A 16,972-nucleotide genomic window follows, 5' to 3' on the forward strand; every position below is an offset into this window, starting at 1 on the left:
AGAAAAAGGAAGCTGGGTTTGGCATTCATCCAGTAGCGTATCTGGGTTAAAATTGATTCATTCTCGCAGAGCTTCATTGATGAGGCCCTGACTCATGAACGCGATGGCAAGGCACTCTGCATGTGGCAGGGCGCATCTGCCGTCATTCACCATTCTAGGAGAGGGACTTATGGCCCGTGGTGTAAACAAGGTCATCCTGATAGGCAACGTGGGTCAGGATCCGGACGTACGGTTCCTGCCCTCAGGCAACCCTGTGTGCAACCTGCGTATCGCTACCAGCGATAGCTGGACCGATCGTCAGACTGGACAGCGTCAGGAACGCACAGAATGGCATTCCGTTGTGCTGTTCAACAAGCTGGCGGAAATCGCACAGCAGTACGTTCACAAAGGCTCCCGTCTTTATATCGAAGGTCGCCTGCAGACACGTAAATGGCAAGGCCAAGACGGTCAGGATCGCTATTCTACCGAGATCGTTGCCAACGATATGCAAATGCTGGATTCACGTGGCAATGCGGGTGGCAACGACTATCCGAATAATGGGGGCCAGCAAGGCGGCTATCAACCCCAAGGCGGCATGAATAATGGCGGCCAGCAGCAGGGCAATCCTTATGGTCAGCCTCAGCAGCAGCAACAGCAACAGCGTAGTGCCGCGCCGCAGCAAGCTCAGCAGCCTGCGCAGCAGCAGTCTCAGTCGTTTGGTGGTGCTCCGCAGCAGCAGGGTAACCCCTATGGTCAGCCCCAGCAGCAGAACAGTGGTGCACCTACGCCGGGCGGCTTCGATGATTTCGACGACGAAATTCCGTTCTGATCATCGCTGAATCCTGCGTTATATACGATGCGAGGCCTTCCGTTCGGGAGGCCTCGTTTTTTTATGCCAGAACGTACGATGGTGGTTACGAATTCACGAGGTGAAGTAGTACTCACGTCGACTTGTTGTCGTATTACACGCTGCATGATTTAAGAGGGTGTGTTCAACAAACTGCAGCGATAGTGGACAATATGCAGGATGGTGCACATTCCTCAAGAAACCGCGAAGCTTATCGGCGTGTGCATTTTATGGCTGAGTCCAACGAACGTGTCGCCCCTGAGTCAGCGGTATGTGTGCCGTGACATATTGATTCAACGAGAAGAAATACGATGATCTGGGGTACAAGGATGACAAGGAAAGTGTGGGCGTTTTTGAGCACGATACTGTTGCTTGTAGGCCTATCGTCGGCGCGGGCCGACGATGGACGCTGCTGGGAATGGGATCGCACCGGGCCCGCTATCATGCAGGATACACGTGCGTCGGGTGCTTACTTGCAGCTGGGTAATGACATGGAAAGCAACGACATCATTCCGTATCTGACCTTTCCTTCCTTCCCGCTGTGCCAGAGCGACGATGAAATGGCCTATCAAGTGCGCCCTCTGGGCGTGGGGCAGATTAATGGCAAGCCGTTGCACTTTGCGTATCGGTGTATGGGCGGGCGCGATCTTGAGCTGATGGGACAGAATCCAGAGGATATCTCGATCATCGTGGCCACGATCGCCTCGCAGCAGCCCATTGAGATGCAGGTCGGCGTGCATTCTTTCCGTGGCGCGAACTGTAATGGTCTGGATGCACTTAAAGTGACGGAGCAGCGCATGCTGCTGTAGCACCCTTGCGCCGCTGCGCTGTCCAACGTAGCGGCGTTTTTCCATTCATGAAGCGGTGAGCGGGTGCGTGAATGCCGAGGTAATGTGAGTGGCCTAGGCTTACTAGGCGAAAAGAGGGGGGAGCAATATGATTCGATGGTTGTCGCGCATTGCACGATGGATCATTGCCTTGACGTTAGTCAGTGCCGGCATCGCTGTGGCAGACCCTATCGCATCGTCGGGGGAGTGGCAGAAACTTACGTCGCGCTATCCTGTGCTACCCGATGCTTCTGATACAGCGATCAGCATGGCGCTGCACAGCAATTTCACCCTAAACACAGCCGAACCTTCGCTGGTGGTTGATGTGAGCCGGCATCCGCTGCCGCTGTGCTCGGTGGATACTGAGACAGGGCTAGATATGACGCTACTGGGTGACGGTACGCTGAACGGGCGCGTGCAGACATTCGGGTATCGCTGCATGGGGGGGCAAATGACGATCATGGCTTGGCCTATACAGCAGTCCGCCACTTACTGGAAGGAACAGATCATGGCACAACAACCGCTATCGTTGTCGGTTGCCGGAATAGACTTCCAGTCGGCCAATACCAACGGCAAGCGTGCCATGAGCGTAGCTAATCGTATCTTCATGGAATGATGAAGGTCGAGCGGTCATGCGATAACATGCATGCCATAGTGCTGGCGCCTTCGGTCTTATGGCGAGGCCTTATAGAAGAGGTGAAAAACCTGTTCTTCTTGCCCCATGTGATATGAAGCGCACCGTTATTCTCATCCCTGTTCAAGGCGAAACGCATTGAAACTACTCATCCCTGACAATCGGCATGGATTGACGCTAGCCCTGCAGCAGGAGATAGCGCCGCGCCATGACGTTGATATGTGGTTGGCCGACGGGCTTTCGGATGCCTTGAACTATCTGAACGAGCATCGTGCCGATGTCGTCGTGATACCGCCGCTCATTCATCCGGAACGCTTGCCTCTGACCGTTATCGAGCAGCATGCCGTGCTGGTCGAAACGTTGCAGGCATCCTGTCAGCGTCTCGATATGATGCTGGTGTGGTGCGTCGGGCATCAGCTGTTCGAACAGGATCATGAGCATCTGCTGAGTGAAATCGAGCAGCCCAAACCGCTTGCTGCTGCCCTTCAGAAGCTGGCCGAGATCGAGAGTGCGGTACGCCAGCACTGGCACCGTCACGTAATCATTCGTACCAGTGAGCTGTTTGGTAGCGAAGGTGACGGCATGGTGCTGCCTGAGCAGCTTTCGAGTTGGCTGGCAGGTGAAACTGTGATCGCGGATGACCGCCTGTTTCTGGCCCCCCTACCTGTGGATGCACTGGCGCGTGCCGTGCTGGGCATGATTCTCCAGCTCGACAATGGGGCTGATGCGTGGGGAACGTTCCACCTGTCAGGGCGAGAACCGGTCAGCCAGTTCGAGTTTGCCGCAGTCGTGCTGGCCTGTCTGCGCGACACAGCGATGCCTGACGCCTTACTGGCGCTGCCGGAGACGGCGATTGTGGCCGAAGGTTTGGGCAGTACCGTGCGCCGTATTCTGGGGTGCCAGAAGATCCTAATGACCTTTGGTATCCATCAGACCGCGTGGCGCGAGCCATTGAAGTATCACGTGCGCCGTTGGTTGTCGATGCACGGCATCCCGACGGTAAATGAAGGGGCCGACGCTGATTGAGGCGTATGCCTCGTGCGCACGGCCTTTGAGCGCGTTCGCTGGATTTCTGTAGACCTGTTTTTCGTTGTGCGGCGTTGAGCGCAAGCTTTGATGTCGCATGACATTCTAAGCGCGTCGTTATCTTTGCGCTTGTGATCTGATGCTATGGACTTGAATATCGTTCCCACACGGGGCAATGAGGAGAGAGTGGCACTATGAATGCCCTGCGAAGCATTATCTTTTACATCGGCTATGTCGTGCTGGTGCTGTTCGTGGCCGTGGTGCTATCGCCCATAGCGCTGTGTCTGCCGTACAAGAAACGTTTCCCAGTCCTGAACCTGTACAACCAGGCGATGATGGGCTGGCTATCCATTGCGTGCGGTATTCGAATCGACGTGACGGGGCGTGAGCACTTGCCAAAAGGCGCCTGCGTACTGCTGTCCAATCACCAGAGCGAGTGGGAGACGCTGTTCCTGCAGATTCTTAAGCCGCCGGTATGCACCGTGCTGAAGAAAGAGCTGCTGAACATCCCTGTATTTGGTTGGTCACTGCGCTTGATTCGTCCTATTGCCTTGGATCGATCCAGCCCAACACGGGCCCTAAAACAGGTGATCAAGGAAGGGCCGGAAAAGCTGAAGCAAGGGCTTTCGATGCTGATCTTCCCCGAGGGCACCCGACTGGCGCCCGGCGAGCGCAAGCCGTTTGCCAAAAGCGGGGCTTTGATTGCGTGCCGTGCCAACTGTCCGGTTGTGCCTATCGCTCACAATGCGGGGCACTGCTGGCTTAATAACAGCTGGATCAAGCGTCCCGGGCGTATTACGGTCGTTATCGGGGCACCGATCGAAACGGTAGGGCGCGATGCCGCTAGCGTCACAGAAGAAGCAGAGGCGTGGATCAACGCGGAGCGCGAACGCATTGGCGGTTGATCCTTCTTCTGTCTTCTGTACTCGAAACACGAAGCGACCCTAATGGGTCGCTTTTTTTATGCTTGGATGTTTGCTCGCTGCTATGGGCAGGGATGGCTGGCAGAGCATGATGCCTTTATATGAGTAAGCATACCGACACGCAGCATAAATTGATTACCGCTGCCTATTGTGGCGAAAAAGGGTTTCGTGCTTTCCGTGTACGCGATATCGCCACTCAAGCAGCAAGCGGTTTTGGGTTATCCACAAGGGGATTCATGGCGAGTGGGCGGGTAAGCGTCGGTGGACAGATCTATTTCAGAGGGCAATGCCATGAAAGCAATGGGTACGCTTATTCTTGCGCAGTGAGGTGTGGCAGGTGTGGTAACGCGACGGACTGATTGCACTGGAAAATGAAAAGACAAAAAAGCCGCCCCGAAGGGCGGCCTTTTTCGCTCGACTGTCTTGCTTAGTCGATGCGTTGGAACAGCAGTGACGCGTTGGTGCCGCCAAAGCCAAAGCTGTTGGACATGGCACGGTTCAGGCGGACGTTATCGCGGCGTTCGCGCACGATATCGAAACCGTCTGCTTCCGGGTCAAGCTCGTCGATGTTGGCAGACGCGCAGATGAAGTCGTTCTGCATCATCAGAAGCGTGTAGATCGCTTCCTGCACCCCGGTTGCGCCGAGAGAGTGACCGGTCAGCGATTTGGTGGAGGAGAGCGGCGGCACTTTATTGCCGAACAGCTCACGCATCGCACGCAGTTCGCTGAGGTCGCCTACCGGTGTAGACGTACCGTGGGTGTTGATGTAATCGATCGGGCCTTCGGAAGTGGCCAACGCCATTTCCATGCAGCGCTTACCGCCTTCACCGGACGGTGCGACCATGTCGTAACCGTCGGAGTTGGCGCCGTAGCCAACGACTTCCGCGTAGATCTTCGCACCGCGTGCCTTGGCGTGTTCGTACTCTTCGAGTACGACGATACCGCCGCCGCCTGCAATGATGAAACCGTCGCGTGCGCTGTCGTACGGACGAGACGCTTTTTCAGGCGTGTCGTTGTAGCGTGTGGAGAGTGCACCCATGGCGTCGAAGAGGCAGGACAGCGTCCAGTGCTCTTCTTCACCACCGCCGGCAAAGACGATGTCTTGCTTGCCGAGCTGGATCTGCTCTACCGCGCTGCCGATGCAGTGTGCTGATGTCGCACAGGCAGACGAGATGGAGTAGTTGACGCCCTTGATGGCGAACGGCGTCGCCAAGCAAGCCGAAACCGTGCTGCCCATAGTGCGGGTGACGCGGTAAGGACCTACGCGACGCAGACCTTTTTCACGCAGGATGTCGGCGGCTTCTACCTGATTGGCAGAGGACGCGCCGCCAGAGCCGGCGATCAGACCGGTACGCAGGTTAGATACCTGCTCCGGTGCAAGGCCTGCATCTTCAATGGCCTGCTTCATGGATACATAGGCATATGCCGCTGCATCGCCCATGAAGCGTCTGAATTTACGATCAATGAGGGAGTCGAGATCAATCTCGACTGCGCCGGCAATCTGGCTACGCATGCCGCGCTCGGCATACTCTTCGCGATAGCGGATGCCCGAACGACCTGCTTTTAGCGCGTCCAGTACTTGCTGCTGGTCATTGCCCAAGCAGGACACGATACCCAGGCCGGTGACTACCACTCGTTTCATGGAAGCCTCCCGTCTCAAAAATTCGCTGCTGGAGTGGAAAACAGGCCGACACGCAGATCCTTGGCCTGATAGATTTCCTCGCCATCGACGGACACAACACCGTCGCCAATGCCGAGAATCAAGCGACGCGTCATAACGCGCTTGACGTGAATATGATAGGTGACCTTCTTGGCGGTCGGCATGACTTGGCCAGAGAATTTCACTTCTCCACAGCCGAGTGCACGGCCGCGGCCAGGGTTGCCCAGCCAGCCCAAGTGGAAGCCAAGCAGCTGCCACATGGCGTCAAGGCCGAGACAGCCAGGCATGACCGGATCGCCCGGGAAATGGCATTTGAAGAACCACAGGTCAGGATTGATGTCGAGTTCGGCAATCAGCTCGCCTTTACCGTAATGACCACCTTCTTCACTGATGTGGACTATGCGATCAAGCATAAGCATGTTGGGGGCTGGCAGCTGTGCGTTGCCCTCACCGAAAAGTTCGCCTTGACTGCACTTGAGCAGTTCATCGTAGGTAAAGGATTGTTGCTTGGTCACTGATTCATTCCGCGGGTCAAAAGTGAAGTGCCTTTGCGGACCAGCGACTGCCGTGGTGGCCAGCCTGATCTCGCTGCACGAATCGGAACATGCCCCGTCGACGCATGGTTATCGTCAGTGTATCGGGGGCACCCAGTGAATGCACGCCTTGGCCTGACGTATTCACTGCCTGCGTGGGATTATGCCACACGCGGTCCAGATGACGTAATGGGGGCTTAATCATCGGAAGGCAAGGCCTTGAACGCCTCGATGGCGCGCAGACGTGCTGCCTTGTGATCGACGATCGGGGCCGGATAGCCACAGCGACTGCGCGTTGCCGCGTCAGGAAAATGCCGCTGCTTGGCCGGTACCGAGGCCAGTTCCGGTACCCACTCAGCGATGAAATCACCGCTCTTATCAAAGCGTTCCGACTGGGTCACAGGATTGAACACCCTGAAGTAGGGGGCCGAGTCCGTACCCGTGGAGGCGGCCCATTGCCACCCGCCATTGTTTGCCCCTAGCTCCCCATCCAAAAGATGGTTCATGAAAAATGCTTCCCCCCAGCGCCAATCGGTCAGCAGGTGCTTGGAGAGAAACGTTGCTGTCAGCATGCGCAGCCGGTTGTGCATCCATCCGGTCGCCGTTAGCTGGCGCATGGCCGCGTCTACCAGAGGGTAGCCCGTCCGGCCTTCGCACCACGCCTTGAAGTGTGTGCGCTCGTTGAGCCACTTCAGGTGGCGAGTGTTTTCCTTGAACGGCTGGTGCATCGACACGCGCGGCGCGGCGACCAAGATGTGCTGATAGAACTCGCGCCATACCAGCTCGTTGATCCACGTCGTGATGCCTTGATGTCCATCGCCCAACCGTCCTTCATTCATGGATGCGGCAGCGTTGAGCGCCTGCCGGATCGAGATCATGCCCAGTGCCAGATACGGTGACAGCTGGCTGGTGCCGTCGACGGCGGGGAAGTCACGCTGTTCGGCGTAGTGCTGTACGCGGCGGGTCAGAAAGTGGGCCAGCCGATCCTGCGCGGCCGCTTCACCAGCAGGCCATTGGCGTACGATGTGCTCGGCAGCAGCGGGCATGTCGTCGAGCAGCTTGGTGCTGAGGCCCGCAATCGGTGTCTGTGCCTGCGGCGCATCGTCTTGATGCAGCTGATCGGCAGTCAGATGGCGCAGCCACGCCTTGTAGAACGGCGTGTAGACACTGTAGTACTCACCTTTGCCTGTCAGCAGATCACCGGGGCGAAACAGCACGTGATCGGTGTGGCGCTCGACCGTCAGATTGTGGCGGCGCGCCTGTTGTACGACACCTTGATCGCGGCGACGTTCATCGAGCCCGTATTCATCGTTGAAATGAATAGTGCCACACTCGTTCCGTTGCGCAAACGAGATCAATTTACTGGGAATATCGGCAAAATGGTCGATATCCAGCATGATCAGCGGGATATTCAATACGTTAAGTGACTGTGCGAGCGCGGCCACGCCTCGCTGCCAAAAATCGAACCAGTTCGGGCCTCGGTCGTGAGAAGCCCACTGTTTCTGGCTGCGGATGACCACGCCGATGACGGGGCCGCGGCGGCGTGCGTGCGCCAGGGCACGGTGATCTTCGATGCGCAGATCACTTCTGAACCAGACAAGCTGGCGATCTGAAGGCATGTGGAACTCCTGAACCGAGGCGGGTAGACATGTGCGTTGTGCTACCAGTATAGAGCGTTGATTTCCCGTTGGGGTAACGCCAGCAAAAATAGCGTCAGCGAGTCAAAGGGGCACGATTGTGGTGAGCCTGCACTTTGCTGTCAAATCGAGGGCCTCTTCTCCTATCCTGTAGGGATTAACGCTACGGCTGCTCTGCAGCGCTGCGGATCCATACCGTTTCATTCATTCAGGCACACTATGAACATACTGCTTACAGGCGCCACAGGCTTTATCGGTCGAGCGTTGTGCCGAAGATTGCGCCTTGAGGGTCATCGCCTCACTGTGATCTCCCGGCGGCCGGAACAGGTCGCCGTCCTTCTCGGTGCCGAGGTGACGGCATTCAAGGATGTGCGTGCGCTGTGGCAGCAACATCCCGATGCCGCCTTCGATGCCATCATCAATTTGGCGGGGGCACCGATTGCTGCTCAGCGCTGGACCCCGAGCTACAAGCGTGAACTGATCGACGGCCGTGTGCGAATGACACAGGATATCGTATGGCTGTGCGAGCAATTGATTGAATTGCCTAGTGTTGTCATCTCTGGTTCCGCAATGGGGTTCTACGGGGATCAGGGCGCGGCGGCGGTCACGGAGACTACGGCACCGCATGATGACTTTGCCCATCGGCTGTGTCAGGCATGGGAGCTTGCCGCTTCGCCACTGGCAGAAAGCGGCGTACGCCTGATTACGCTGCGTCTTGGGCTAGTGCTGGGGCGCTGCGGTGGCATGTTGAAGTCGATGCTGCCCGCCTTTCGCTGTGGGGTGGGTGGGTGGATTGGCCGAGGGCGTGCCATGATGCCGTGGGTGCTACTGGACGATGTGGTGCGTGCGATCACCTATATGCTGACCGAGCCGTCGCTGTCCGGCCCCGTCAACATGAGCGCCCCTGTGCCTGTCAGCCAGCGTGATTTCATGAAGGCGGTAGGGCATGCCTTGAATCGTCCCGTGTGGGTCAGGGTGCCGACATTGGCGGTATGGCTGGCGCTGGGAGAACGGGCATCGCTGCTGACGGCCAGCGTGAATATGCGGCCTACCAAGCTGCTCAACAGTGGGTTTGCGTTTACGGCACTACAGTTGCCAGCAGCGTTGGCCAAAGCGCTGCACGGTGCATGAGCCTGTTGACTGGTCAGAAGAATGATGGCCCTGCGGTCGACGTGTGCTTTGCTGCTTTTGCGTGCCACGGGCCACATCAGCATGCTGTGCATAAAGTGGCATGTGTTTGAGTGCTGCTCTTGGTAGGCGGGAGGTATGGTGAGCGAGGGAAGAGGTCGGCGCGAGAAAGTGCGGCGATCCAGCCGTCGAGAGGTGTCCTGCTGACTTTAAACGCAGCCGGTTATTTTGGCAGCTTCGGCGCTGCGCTTATTAGGGCAGACATGTTGGCGCGTGAGGGATGAGGCCCGCGTGAGGAAGAGTGGTGGTTCTGAGGTCGTACGCTTTGCCTTCTTTGCCTTCTTTGCATGCTTTGGCGTTGCGCTTGGTAGGGCAGACATCTTGGCGCGTGAGGAAAGGGTTTCGGCTGGATGAGGGCAAGGGGATGGGTGGTGTATTGCTCATTCTGGAAATGGTTGCCCTTGCGGAGATGCATGAGGCGGCGCACACCTTGTCGATGTGGGGTTCGGTAGCGTGCCAGAATGTGTTGGCAAATATCGGAAAGGCGTAGGGAAAGATGGTGCTGGTTAGAGAGGATTTTGCGGCCGTTATGCCGCTATCGTCGGGGAATGGTAGTGTTCTGATATGAAGAAGAGAGACCTAATGACAGCGCCCATACGGGAGAACCGTATGGGCGCTGTTGCGTATAGGCGTACTGCCCTTCGGTGATCAGCTGTTGGGATCGACCGTGACGATGACGCGTACGGCATCCAGACGCAGGCGGGAGTCGTTGATTGCGACTTCCAGTTGGTCACGCTCCTGCTGTAGGGCGTCAATCTCATCCTGACGGATGCCCGGCGTGCGTGCAGCCAGTGCCTTGAGGCGTGCCAGTTCCTGATCCAACGTATCGCACATGCCTTGATGCGCGGCTTTCACCAGCGCTGGCAGCTCACGATCGGCTTCGCCTTCGGCCTTGTCCAACATCTCGCGCAGCTGCGGCAGGCATTGCTTGATGATGTCGCGGGCCATCGCGCGCTTGACGCGCTGCAAGTGCTTGGCCAGACCGCCGAACGAGACGTTCTTCGTCAGCACCTGACCGCCTTGATCCAGCAGAACGCGGATAGGTGTCGGTGGCAGGAAGCGGCCTGCATGCAGTGCCTTGGGCGCAGGCGTCTGCGTGACGAACATCACTTCGGTCATCAGGCGGCCCGCTGGAATTGCAGGGTGCTTGAGCAGGGCCAGTGATGTGTTGCCATGCGGACTGTCGATCGCGCGTGACAGCAGTTCCTGCACCAGCGGGTGTTCCCACGACAAGCGTTCTACGTCATCACGCTCCAGCGCAACGCTGCGCGAGAACGTCGCCGAGAAGCCTTCTTCACCCTTGACCAGCCCAGGCAGACCGTCCAGCAGCTGGCCTGTCGGTGCAATGTGGTACAGCTCGCCACCGAGGTCCTTAATATCGAACCCGAACACTTCACTGGCCTGTTCCAGATAGCGTGACAGCTTTTCTTGGTCGTCCAGCTCGGTGATCAGGTCGGCCATGGCCTGTGGTTGACCTGCCGTGCGGTGTGCGAGCAGGCGGTAGCGGCCGGCTTGGCGTTTCTGGCGGCGCTCTTCCAGTGCATCGCGGGTATCCGCGATGACGGCATCCAGTTCGTCGGCATCAAGCAGTGCGGCGTCGAGCGATTCGTTAAAGGCGTCGTAGAGTTCGCTGCCCAGCCCGGTCGGTTCACCAAAGCTCATCACGCCTTCGGCATACCAGCGGGCAACCGCTTCCATTGGTGTGCCTTCAAGTGTGAGCAGATGAATGTCGATCGGGTGTTGTTGACCAATACGGTCGAGGCGACCGATGCGCTGTTCGAGCTGATCCGGATGAGTCGGCACATCGAACATGATCAGGTGATGGCAGTTTTGGAAGTTGCGACCTTCCGCACCGACTTCGGCACAGATCAGCAGCGGGCAGTTGGATTCGCCGTCGACGAACGCGGCCGCAGCACGGTCGCGTTCGATCAGCGACATGTGCTCGTGGAAGACAGGCACATGCAGGCCCGCGATGACGCGCAGCCCTTCTGCCAGCGAGCGTACCGTAGCGCTTGAATGGCAGATAACCAGCGCCTGTTCGCCCGGGTGTTCTTCTACCCAGTCGATGATGGCCTGTACGCGGGGGTCAATCTTCCACCACGGATCAGCATCTTCGGTCGTCAACGCCATATAGGTGTCTTCGGGGTAGAGCAGCAGGTCGGGGTAGGCCAGCTCGTGCTCAATCATCAGCGTATCGAGGTAGTCCTCGTTGCGCTGGAGGCGGCGTACAACACGCTGGTAGGGCAGCGGTGCTTCCAGTCGCTGGGTGTGCAGGCGGCGCTCTGGGAAGCCTGCGATGTCGCGGCGGCTGTGGTGGAACATCACACGGCCGAGGCCGTGACGGTCCAGCAGCGCGCTGCGCAGACGCGCGAAGGCCTGTTGTTGAGCATCCTCGTCACCGTCGTCACGCAGTGCCTGCCACGCCTGCTGAGCGTCCTCGTCATCGGCAATGAAGGCCAGCAGTTGGGCTTCCAGTTCGGCCGAGAGCGAGGTGCGCTGTTCGTGCAGGGCGACCAGACCATCCATGATGTTGGCCAGCGGCGCATGGCGTTCTTCTTCCTGCTTGAACATCTCTAGATCGTGATAACGCTCGGGGTCGAGCAGTTGCAGCAGAGCGAAGTGGCGTTCTGCTCCAAGCTGTTCCGGCGTGGCGGTCAGCAGCAGTACGCTGGGAATCTGAGCGGTCAGTGTCGAGACGAAGGGATAGCCGCTATCGGCATCTTCTTCATTGATGTGATGAGCCTCGTCGACGATCAGCATGTCCCACTGGCAGGCTTCTGCCTGTTGCTGGCGGCGCGGATTGGCAAACAGCCACTGGGCGCTGGCCAGTACCAACTGAGCGGTGTCGAACGGGTTTTCGTCGGGGTACTGCTGGCTCTGCTTTTCATCAAGCAGGCGCGCTTCTAGCCCGAAGCGGCGCAGCAGTTCGACCAGCCACTGGTGAGTCAGGCTTTCCGGAACCAGAATCAGGGTGCGGCCAACGCGGCCTGTGACCATCATACGGTGCAGGATGAGGCCCGCTTCGATGGTCTTGCCTAGCCCCACTTCATCGGCCAGTAGAACGCGTGGGCGGTGGCGATTAGCCACGTCGAGCGCGATGCCGGTCTGGTGAGGGATCAGGTCGACCTTCGGCCCTGAGAAGCCGTAGCCAGGGTGGCGCTGCAGACGCGCGTGGTGATTGAGGCTGCGGTAACGCAGGTTGAACGCGTCATTGCGATCGACCTGACCTGTCAGCAGCTTGTCGCGGGCCTGATGGAAGGCCATACGATCGTTGAGGCAGGATTCGGGGAGTTCGGTCAGCGTACCGTCCTGTCTGGCGCAGATATACGTGACCAACCCGTTGGCATCTTCCTTGATGTCTTCGACGCGAAGGGTTTCACCGTCGGCGGATTCCACCTGATCACCGCTGCCGAAGACCACGCGGGTCAGCGGGGCCTGGCGGGTGCTGTAGGTGCGCGTCTCTTCGCTAGCGGCAAAGTAGACTCTGACGGTGCGGGCATCACAGAAAAGGATGGTGCCCAGCCCAAGATTCGCTTCGCCATCGCTGATCCAGCGTTGGCCTGGTGTGAAGTCGCTCATAGTTCAGAGAAGTGCCCGTAAAGATTCATGGTGCCCGTTTATAGGGGCGCATATTCTAGCGGCTCGCCCTGCCAGCGGATAGTGCGTTGTAGTCGATAATGCACTTCATGTCGCACCCCACATTCGGTGGTGATCTGCCAGTACCCCGCGCACTGTCTGGGCATCACCGCTGTTCGGTATGGCTGCAATTTCAATACACCGCATTAGATAAAATCACGGATGGGGTATGGAGACTTCGTGTAACGCGGTGCCACGCACTTCGCGTTTGCTGTGTATCCTGTATTCTGAATCTAGCTGCACGCCCAGATGAACGTGACGCAGGCCGTCACTCTTTTCTTTCCGCCACAGCAGACCACGCGCATGCCTTCATCCTTGCATTCCACGTCTTCTTCTACCCCCGAATCGTTGTCATCGCTGCAGCGGCTGGCCGCACAGGATCAGCACCACGCTGGGCGCTCGGGGTTCAGGCTGTTCGCCCACGGCGGGGAGGCGTTCGCGCTGCGCGCGGTGACGGCGGATCAGGCCCGCAGCACGTTGGATATTCAAACCTACATTTTGGAAGACGGTCACAGTACGCGGCGGTTGATTACACGCATCATTGATGCGGCCGAGCGGGGCGTAACGGTGCGGCTGCTGGTCGATGATCTTAGTGTAGGGGGGTTGCAGAAGCGCTTGGCCATGCTGGATGCGCATCCGCGCGTCAGTGTGAGGATATTCAATCCGGTACGCCACTGGCGCCGTGTTGCGCCGCTGCGCTGGCTCACCTTCGCACTGCAGGCACACCGTTTGCATCGGCGCATGCACAATAAATTATGGCTGGTGGACGATGCGATTGGGATTGTCGGGGGGCGTAACCTCAGCGATGACTACTTCAACGTCAATCCGGCGCACGATTTCTTGGACATTGATGTGGCAGCGGTCGGCGGTCCTGCCGTTGCACAGATGAAACGCTCGTTCGAGGCCTACTGGCAGCACGAACTGGCTGTGCCGTTGACCACTTTCATCACTGCGCCGGAAGGCGACTGGCGCGAGATGTATGCGCTCTGTCACCGCTCGGCCAAGGCGACACGCTATACCCAGTCGCTGGATGCGCTGTGCGCTCGGTCGCTCGACAGTTTGTTGAGCCCGCTGACGTGGGCGACCTCTTCAGTGGTGTGGGACTCTCCTGATGCTGCTGGTGCTGCGGGCCTGCCGCCTATCGGTCTGCGCATGAGCCATGCCGTAGGGCAGGCGCTTTCCTCGGTGCAGCGTCGCCTGCTGGTCATTTCCGGCTATTTCGTGCCAGAGCAGCTTGATACCATCGACATTTTTGGCCTGGCCCATCGCGGGGTGCAGATATCCGTATTGACCAATGCACTAGAGGCATCGGATGTGCCCATCGTGCACGGTGGCTATGCGCCGCATCGCAAGGCACTCTTGGAAGCGGGAGTGAAGCTGTATGAAGTACGCCGCAAGCAGCGCGTGAAGCGCGAGCGGCTGCATCGTCGACGTCATGCCCACAGTCGCCCTCGGCTGTCGCCTTCTCAGTCCTATAGCCTGCACGCTAAAGCAATGGCGCTGGACAGCGATCGTTTGATCGTTGGGTCGTTCAACATTGACCCCCGTTCCGTGTGGTGGAACTGCGAAATCGTGGCCATCATCGACAGCCCTGCGCTCAACCGACAGCTCACCCTGATCGGCGAATGGGGTAAACAGCCACGCTATAGCTTCCGCGTTCGGCTGTACGAAGGGGCGTTGCAATGGCGAACCCTTGATGATCATGGTCATTCACAGGTGCTGACGCGTGAGCCTGGCTCGCCGTGGCGACGCTTTCAGGCGTGGTGCTGCGCCAGGCTCGGTCTGGCGCGCTACCTGTAGCGATATTTAGATACAGGTTGGTTAATGGCGGAGCTTGAAGGGCGAGCGCTGGCACAGGGCATTGATATAGCCTGCTGGCAGTTCGCTAGGCGCGCAGCGAATGACCTCCTCATTGCCTGCACCGCGATTCTCCATTCCTTTGATCTGTGAATACTCGTCCAGAACGAACATTGGGTAGGTGGGACCTGCATCGCGCAGGGTGCGCATTTCATCCAGATGTTGATTCTGGAAGCAGACCGTTTTTTGCGGCGCATCGGCAATCCAGCGTGGAAAGAACGCTGTACCGTGAGTCAGCCCATCCCTTAGGTTGAAGACCAGACAGACCGCGGTGCCAGTTGGCTCTTTCCACGTCACCTTGAAGATGTCCTCGGCGATACAGGCGATATGGGCAGGCTGATCCTTCACCCAGCGCCCTCCAACGTCGCCGCTGTGAATCCGGTAGTCGACAAGGTCTGCCTGCTTGATGTACATCTCGTAGCACCAACCATTCTCGTAGGAGTACAGGATATGCTGGCCAACGAAGTGTGCTATGAGAGAAGCGTAACGGTTATGCATGATGGGCGTCCTTCCATGAGGGGCCTGTTTTCAGCGTAGTCTGCCTCCTCATAAAGAAGACCTGTCCGATGGGCTGGATGGTTATTGGTCGAGCGGCGGCTCGATAGCAGCAGTTGAGAACAACAGGAGTAGTGATATGCCACAGTGCCTTCGTACGGTTGCCACCGCCCTTTGCGTCGGTGTCATCAGTAGTGTCTTTTCGCTGGCTGCACAGGGAGCCACCATGCTGGAACATTGGCCAACCGCTCAGGCCCGTCAGGTCGATGCCATGATTGATGCCAATCGTGGTCGTGAAGGGGCTTATGCCGTCTTCGACATGGACAACACTAGCTACCGTTACGATGCGACCGAAGCGCTGCTGGCGTGGATGGAGCACAAGGGGGTACTGACCCGTGAGCGTCTCGATCCCTCGTTGAAGCTGATTCCTTTCCGCGATGAGCAGGGCGTGCATGAAAGTCTGTACAGCTACTACAACCGCCTGTGCAGCGAAGTTGATGACCTTGTGTGCTACCCGTGGATCGCGCAGGCTTTTTCAGGTTTTACCCTGCGTGAACTGAAACAGAACGTTGATGACATGATGGCCGATGGACGGCCGATTCCAGTCAGCTACTGGTCGGGCCATACGCAAAAGCAGAGCACTGTGAACCCGCCTCGGCCGCTGAAAGGCATGCAGGAGCTGTATCACCATCTGCAGGAAAACGGCATCAAGGTGTATGTGATGACGGCGGGGAACGAAGAGATCGTGCGCATGATCGCCAGTGATCCCCAGTATGGCTATGGGCTGGACCCTCGGCAGGTTATCGGTATCAACATGCTGTTGAAGGATCCTCGCACTGGCGCGCTGACGACGTCCCGCTTCCAGATTCGTGACGGTCAGTACGATCCCCAGAAGAACCTCGACAAGGTATTGACGCCGTATCTGGTTAACCCGATGACCTGGTTCGAAGGCAAACTGGGCACGATTACGGGCTGGATTGATCAGTGGCAGAAGCCCGTGATGGTGGGCGGTGATACACCGCGTTCGGACGGCTTTATGCTGTTGAACGGTGTGGATGTCGAGCACGGAGGCGTGCGCCTATGGGTCGTGCGCAAGCCTGCCGCGCTACAGCAGATGCGCGATTGGCGCCACGCGTCCGCTGAACGCCAGAAGGCACTGGGGCAGCCCGTGACGGCTGATCAGAACTGGATCGAGGTCTCTCAGGATGATCTAGATACCTCTCGGTAGACCGCCGTTTGTCCAGTGGTGGCGCGTGTAGTGGAAAAGCCATGCAAAGAAGGCGCCTGCGGGTGCCCTCTTTCATTGGCAGGGGCAGGGATAGGAACCGGAAGTTGGGCTGCGGGGCATTAGTGGATGTGTCTAGTGGGCAGGTCGACCGAGTATTGTGCTCGCCAAGAGCAGAGTGTTCGCGGAGAGAAGAGAAGCGCTATTCGCCGCCTGCCGTTGTCTGCGAAAGGGAGGGATAAAGCGGTGAGGGCGAGCGCATCAAGGGATGATGAAGAGAAGTTTTAAATCTTAGGTATACAAAAAGCCCCGCAGGCGTTGAACCTGCGGGGCTTTTGTCGAGAATTCTGGTCGGAGTGATAGGATTTGAACCTACGACCCCTGCCTCCCGAAGACAGTGCTCTACCAAGCTGAGCTACACTCCGACATTCGATAAGTTATTGAAAAGCTAGCATTTTATGCTGCTGTTCGCCTCATCGACAGGGGCCATTATACGCATTCTTGC

At 58.0% G+C, this 16,972-nt stretch carries 13 protein-coding genes and 1 tRNA gene; 8 read left to right on the forward strand and 6 right to left on the reverse strand.

Features of this window, described 5'->3' with window-relative positions:
• The first annotated feature begins 169 nt into the window (after positions 1-169).
• The 5 genes from ACMHYW_RS01735 (at position 170) to ACMHYW_RS01755 (ending at position 4,218) form a co-directional block, all read left to right on the forward strand.
• On the forward strand, positions 170-808 hold the full coding sequence (locus tag ACMHYW_RS01735; RefSeq protein WP_414500617.1) for a single-stranded DNA-binding protein: 639 nt from the start codon (positions 170-172) through the stop codon (positions 806-808).
• 347 nt (positions 809-1,155) lie between these two features.
• Positions 1,156-1,635 carry a hypothetical protein gene (locus tag ACMHYW_RS01740; RefSeq protein WP_414500618.1) on the forward strand — a complete coding sequence of 160 codons (480 nt, stop codon included), beginning with the start codon at positions 1,156-1,158 and terminating at the stop codon, positions 1,633-1,635.
• A gap of 127 nt (positions 1,636-1,762) precedes the next feature.
• Positions 1,763-2,269 (forward strand): hypothetical protein, encoded by a 507-nt coding sequence (locus ACMHYW_RS01745; protein ID WP_414500619.1) that lies wholly within the window; start codon positions 1,763-1,765, stop codon positions 2,267-2,269.
• 156 nt (positions 2,270-2,425) lie between these two features.
• On the forward strand, positions 2,426-3,313 hold the full coding sequence (locus tag ACMHYW_RS01750) for a sugar nucleotide-binding protein (protein ID WP_414500620.1): 888 nt from the start codon (positions 2,426-2,428) through the stop codon (positions 3,311-3,313).
• 194 nt (positions 3,314-3,507) lie between these two features.
• A complete protein-coding gene (locus ACMHYW_RS01755) occupies positions 3,508-4,218 on the forward strand; it encodes a lysophospholipid acyltransferase family protein (protein ID WP_414500621.1) in 711 nt (236 codons plus the stop codon).
• Positions 4,219-4,663: 445 nt separating this feature from the next.
• Here ACMHYW_RS01755 and fabB read toward each other — a convergent pair whose 3' ends face one another.
• From fabB to phrB, 3 genes are all read right to left on the reverse strand, one after another.
• The gene (gene fabB / locus ACMHYW_RS01760; protein WP_414500622.1) at positions 4,664-5,878 is read right to left on the reverse strand and encodes a beta-ketoacyl-ACP synthase I; all 1,215 of its coding nucleotides are present in this window, start codon (positions 5,876-5,878) and stop codon (positions 4,664-4,666) included.
• 14 nt (positions 5,879-5,892) lie between these two features.
• Complete coding sequence (gene fabA, locus ACMHYW_RS01765; protein ID WP_027704545.1) at positions 5,893-6,411, reverse strand: 3-hydroxyacyl-[acyl-carrier-protein] dehydratase FabA; 519 nt, start codon at positions 6,409-6,411, stop codon at positions 5,893-5,895.
• A gap of 215 nt (positions 6,412-6,626) precedes the next feature.
• The gene (phrB, locus tag ACMHYW_RS01770) at positions 6,627-8,048 is read right to left on the reverse strand and encodes a deoxyribodipyrimidine photo-lyase (protein WP_414500623.1); all 1,422 of its coding nucleotides are present in this window, start codon (positions 8,046-8,048) and stop codon (positions 6,627-6,629) included.
• 237 nt (positions 8,049-8,285) lie between these two features.
• On the opposite strand from phrB, the gene ACMHYW_RS01775 reads away from it, so the two are divergent.
• Positions 8,286-9,197 (forward strand): TIGR01777 family oxidoreductase, encoded by a 912-nt coding sequence (locus tag ACMHYW_RS01775; protein ID WP_414500624.1) that lies wholly within the window; start codon positions 8,286-8,288, stop codon positions 9,195-9,197.
• 705 nt (positions 9,198-9,902) lie between these two features.
• Here ACMHYW_RS01775 and rapA read toward each other — a convergent pair.
• On the reverse strand, positions 9,903-12,833 hold the full coding sequence (gene rapA / locus ACMHYW_RS01780) for an RNA polymerase-associated protein RapA (RefSeq protein ID WP_414500625.1): 2,931 nt from the start codon (positions 12,831-12,833) through the stop codon (positions 9,903-9,905).
• Between the two features lie 360 nt (positions 12,834-13,193).
• Here rapA and ACMHYW_RS01785 point away from each other — a divergent pair, with 360 nt between their 5' ends.
• Positions 13,194-14,690: a phospholipase D-like domain-containing protein gene (locus ACMHYW_RS01785; protein ID WP_414500626.1), complete on the forward strand. Its 1,497-nt coding sequence runs from the start codon at positions 13,194-13,196 to the stop codon at positions 14,688-14,690.
• A gap of 21 nt (positions 14,691-14,711) precedes the next feature.
• Here the strand turns inward: ACMHYW_RS01785 and ACMHYW_RS01790 are convergent, their stop codons facing one another.
• The gene (locus ACMHYW_RS01790; protein WP_414500627.1) at positions 14,712-15,245 is read right to left on the reverse strand and encodes a phenolic acid decarboxylase; all 534 of its coding nucleotides are present in this window, start codon (positions 15,243-15,245) and stop codon (positions 14,712-14,714) included.
• Between the two features lie 136 nt (positions 15,246-15,381).
• Here ACMHYW_RS01790 and ACMHYW_RS01795 point away from each other — a divergent pair, with 136 nt between their 5' ends.
• Complete coding sequence (locus ACMHYW_RS01795; protein ID WP_414500628.1) at positions 15,382-16,470, forward strand: hypothetical protein; 1,089 nt, start codon at positions 15,382-15,384, stop codon at positions 16,468-16,470.
• Between the two features lie 345 nt (positions 16,471-16,815).
• Here the strand turns inward: ACMHYW_RS01795 and ACMHYW_RS01800 are convergent.
• Positions 16,816-16,892, reverse strand: a tRNA-Pro gene (locus tag ACMHYW_RS01800).
• Positions 16,893-16,972: the final 80 nt, after the last annotated feature.

Source organism: Zymobacter sp. IVIA_12111.31 C1, assembly GCF_047495495.1.
Lineage (GTDB): Bacteria > Pseudomonadota > Gammaproteobacteria > Pseudomonadales > Halomonadaceae > Zymobacter.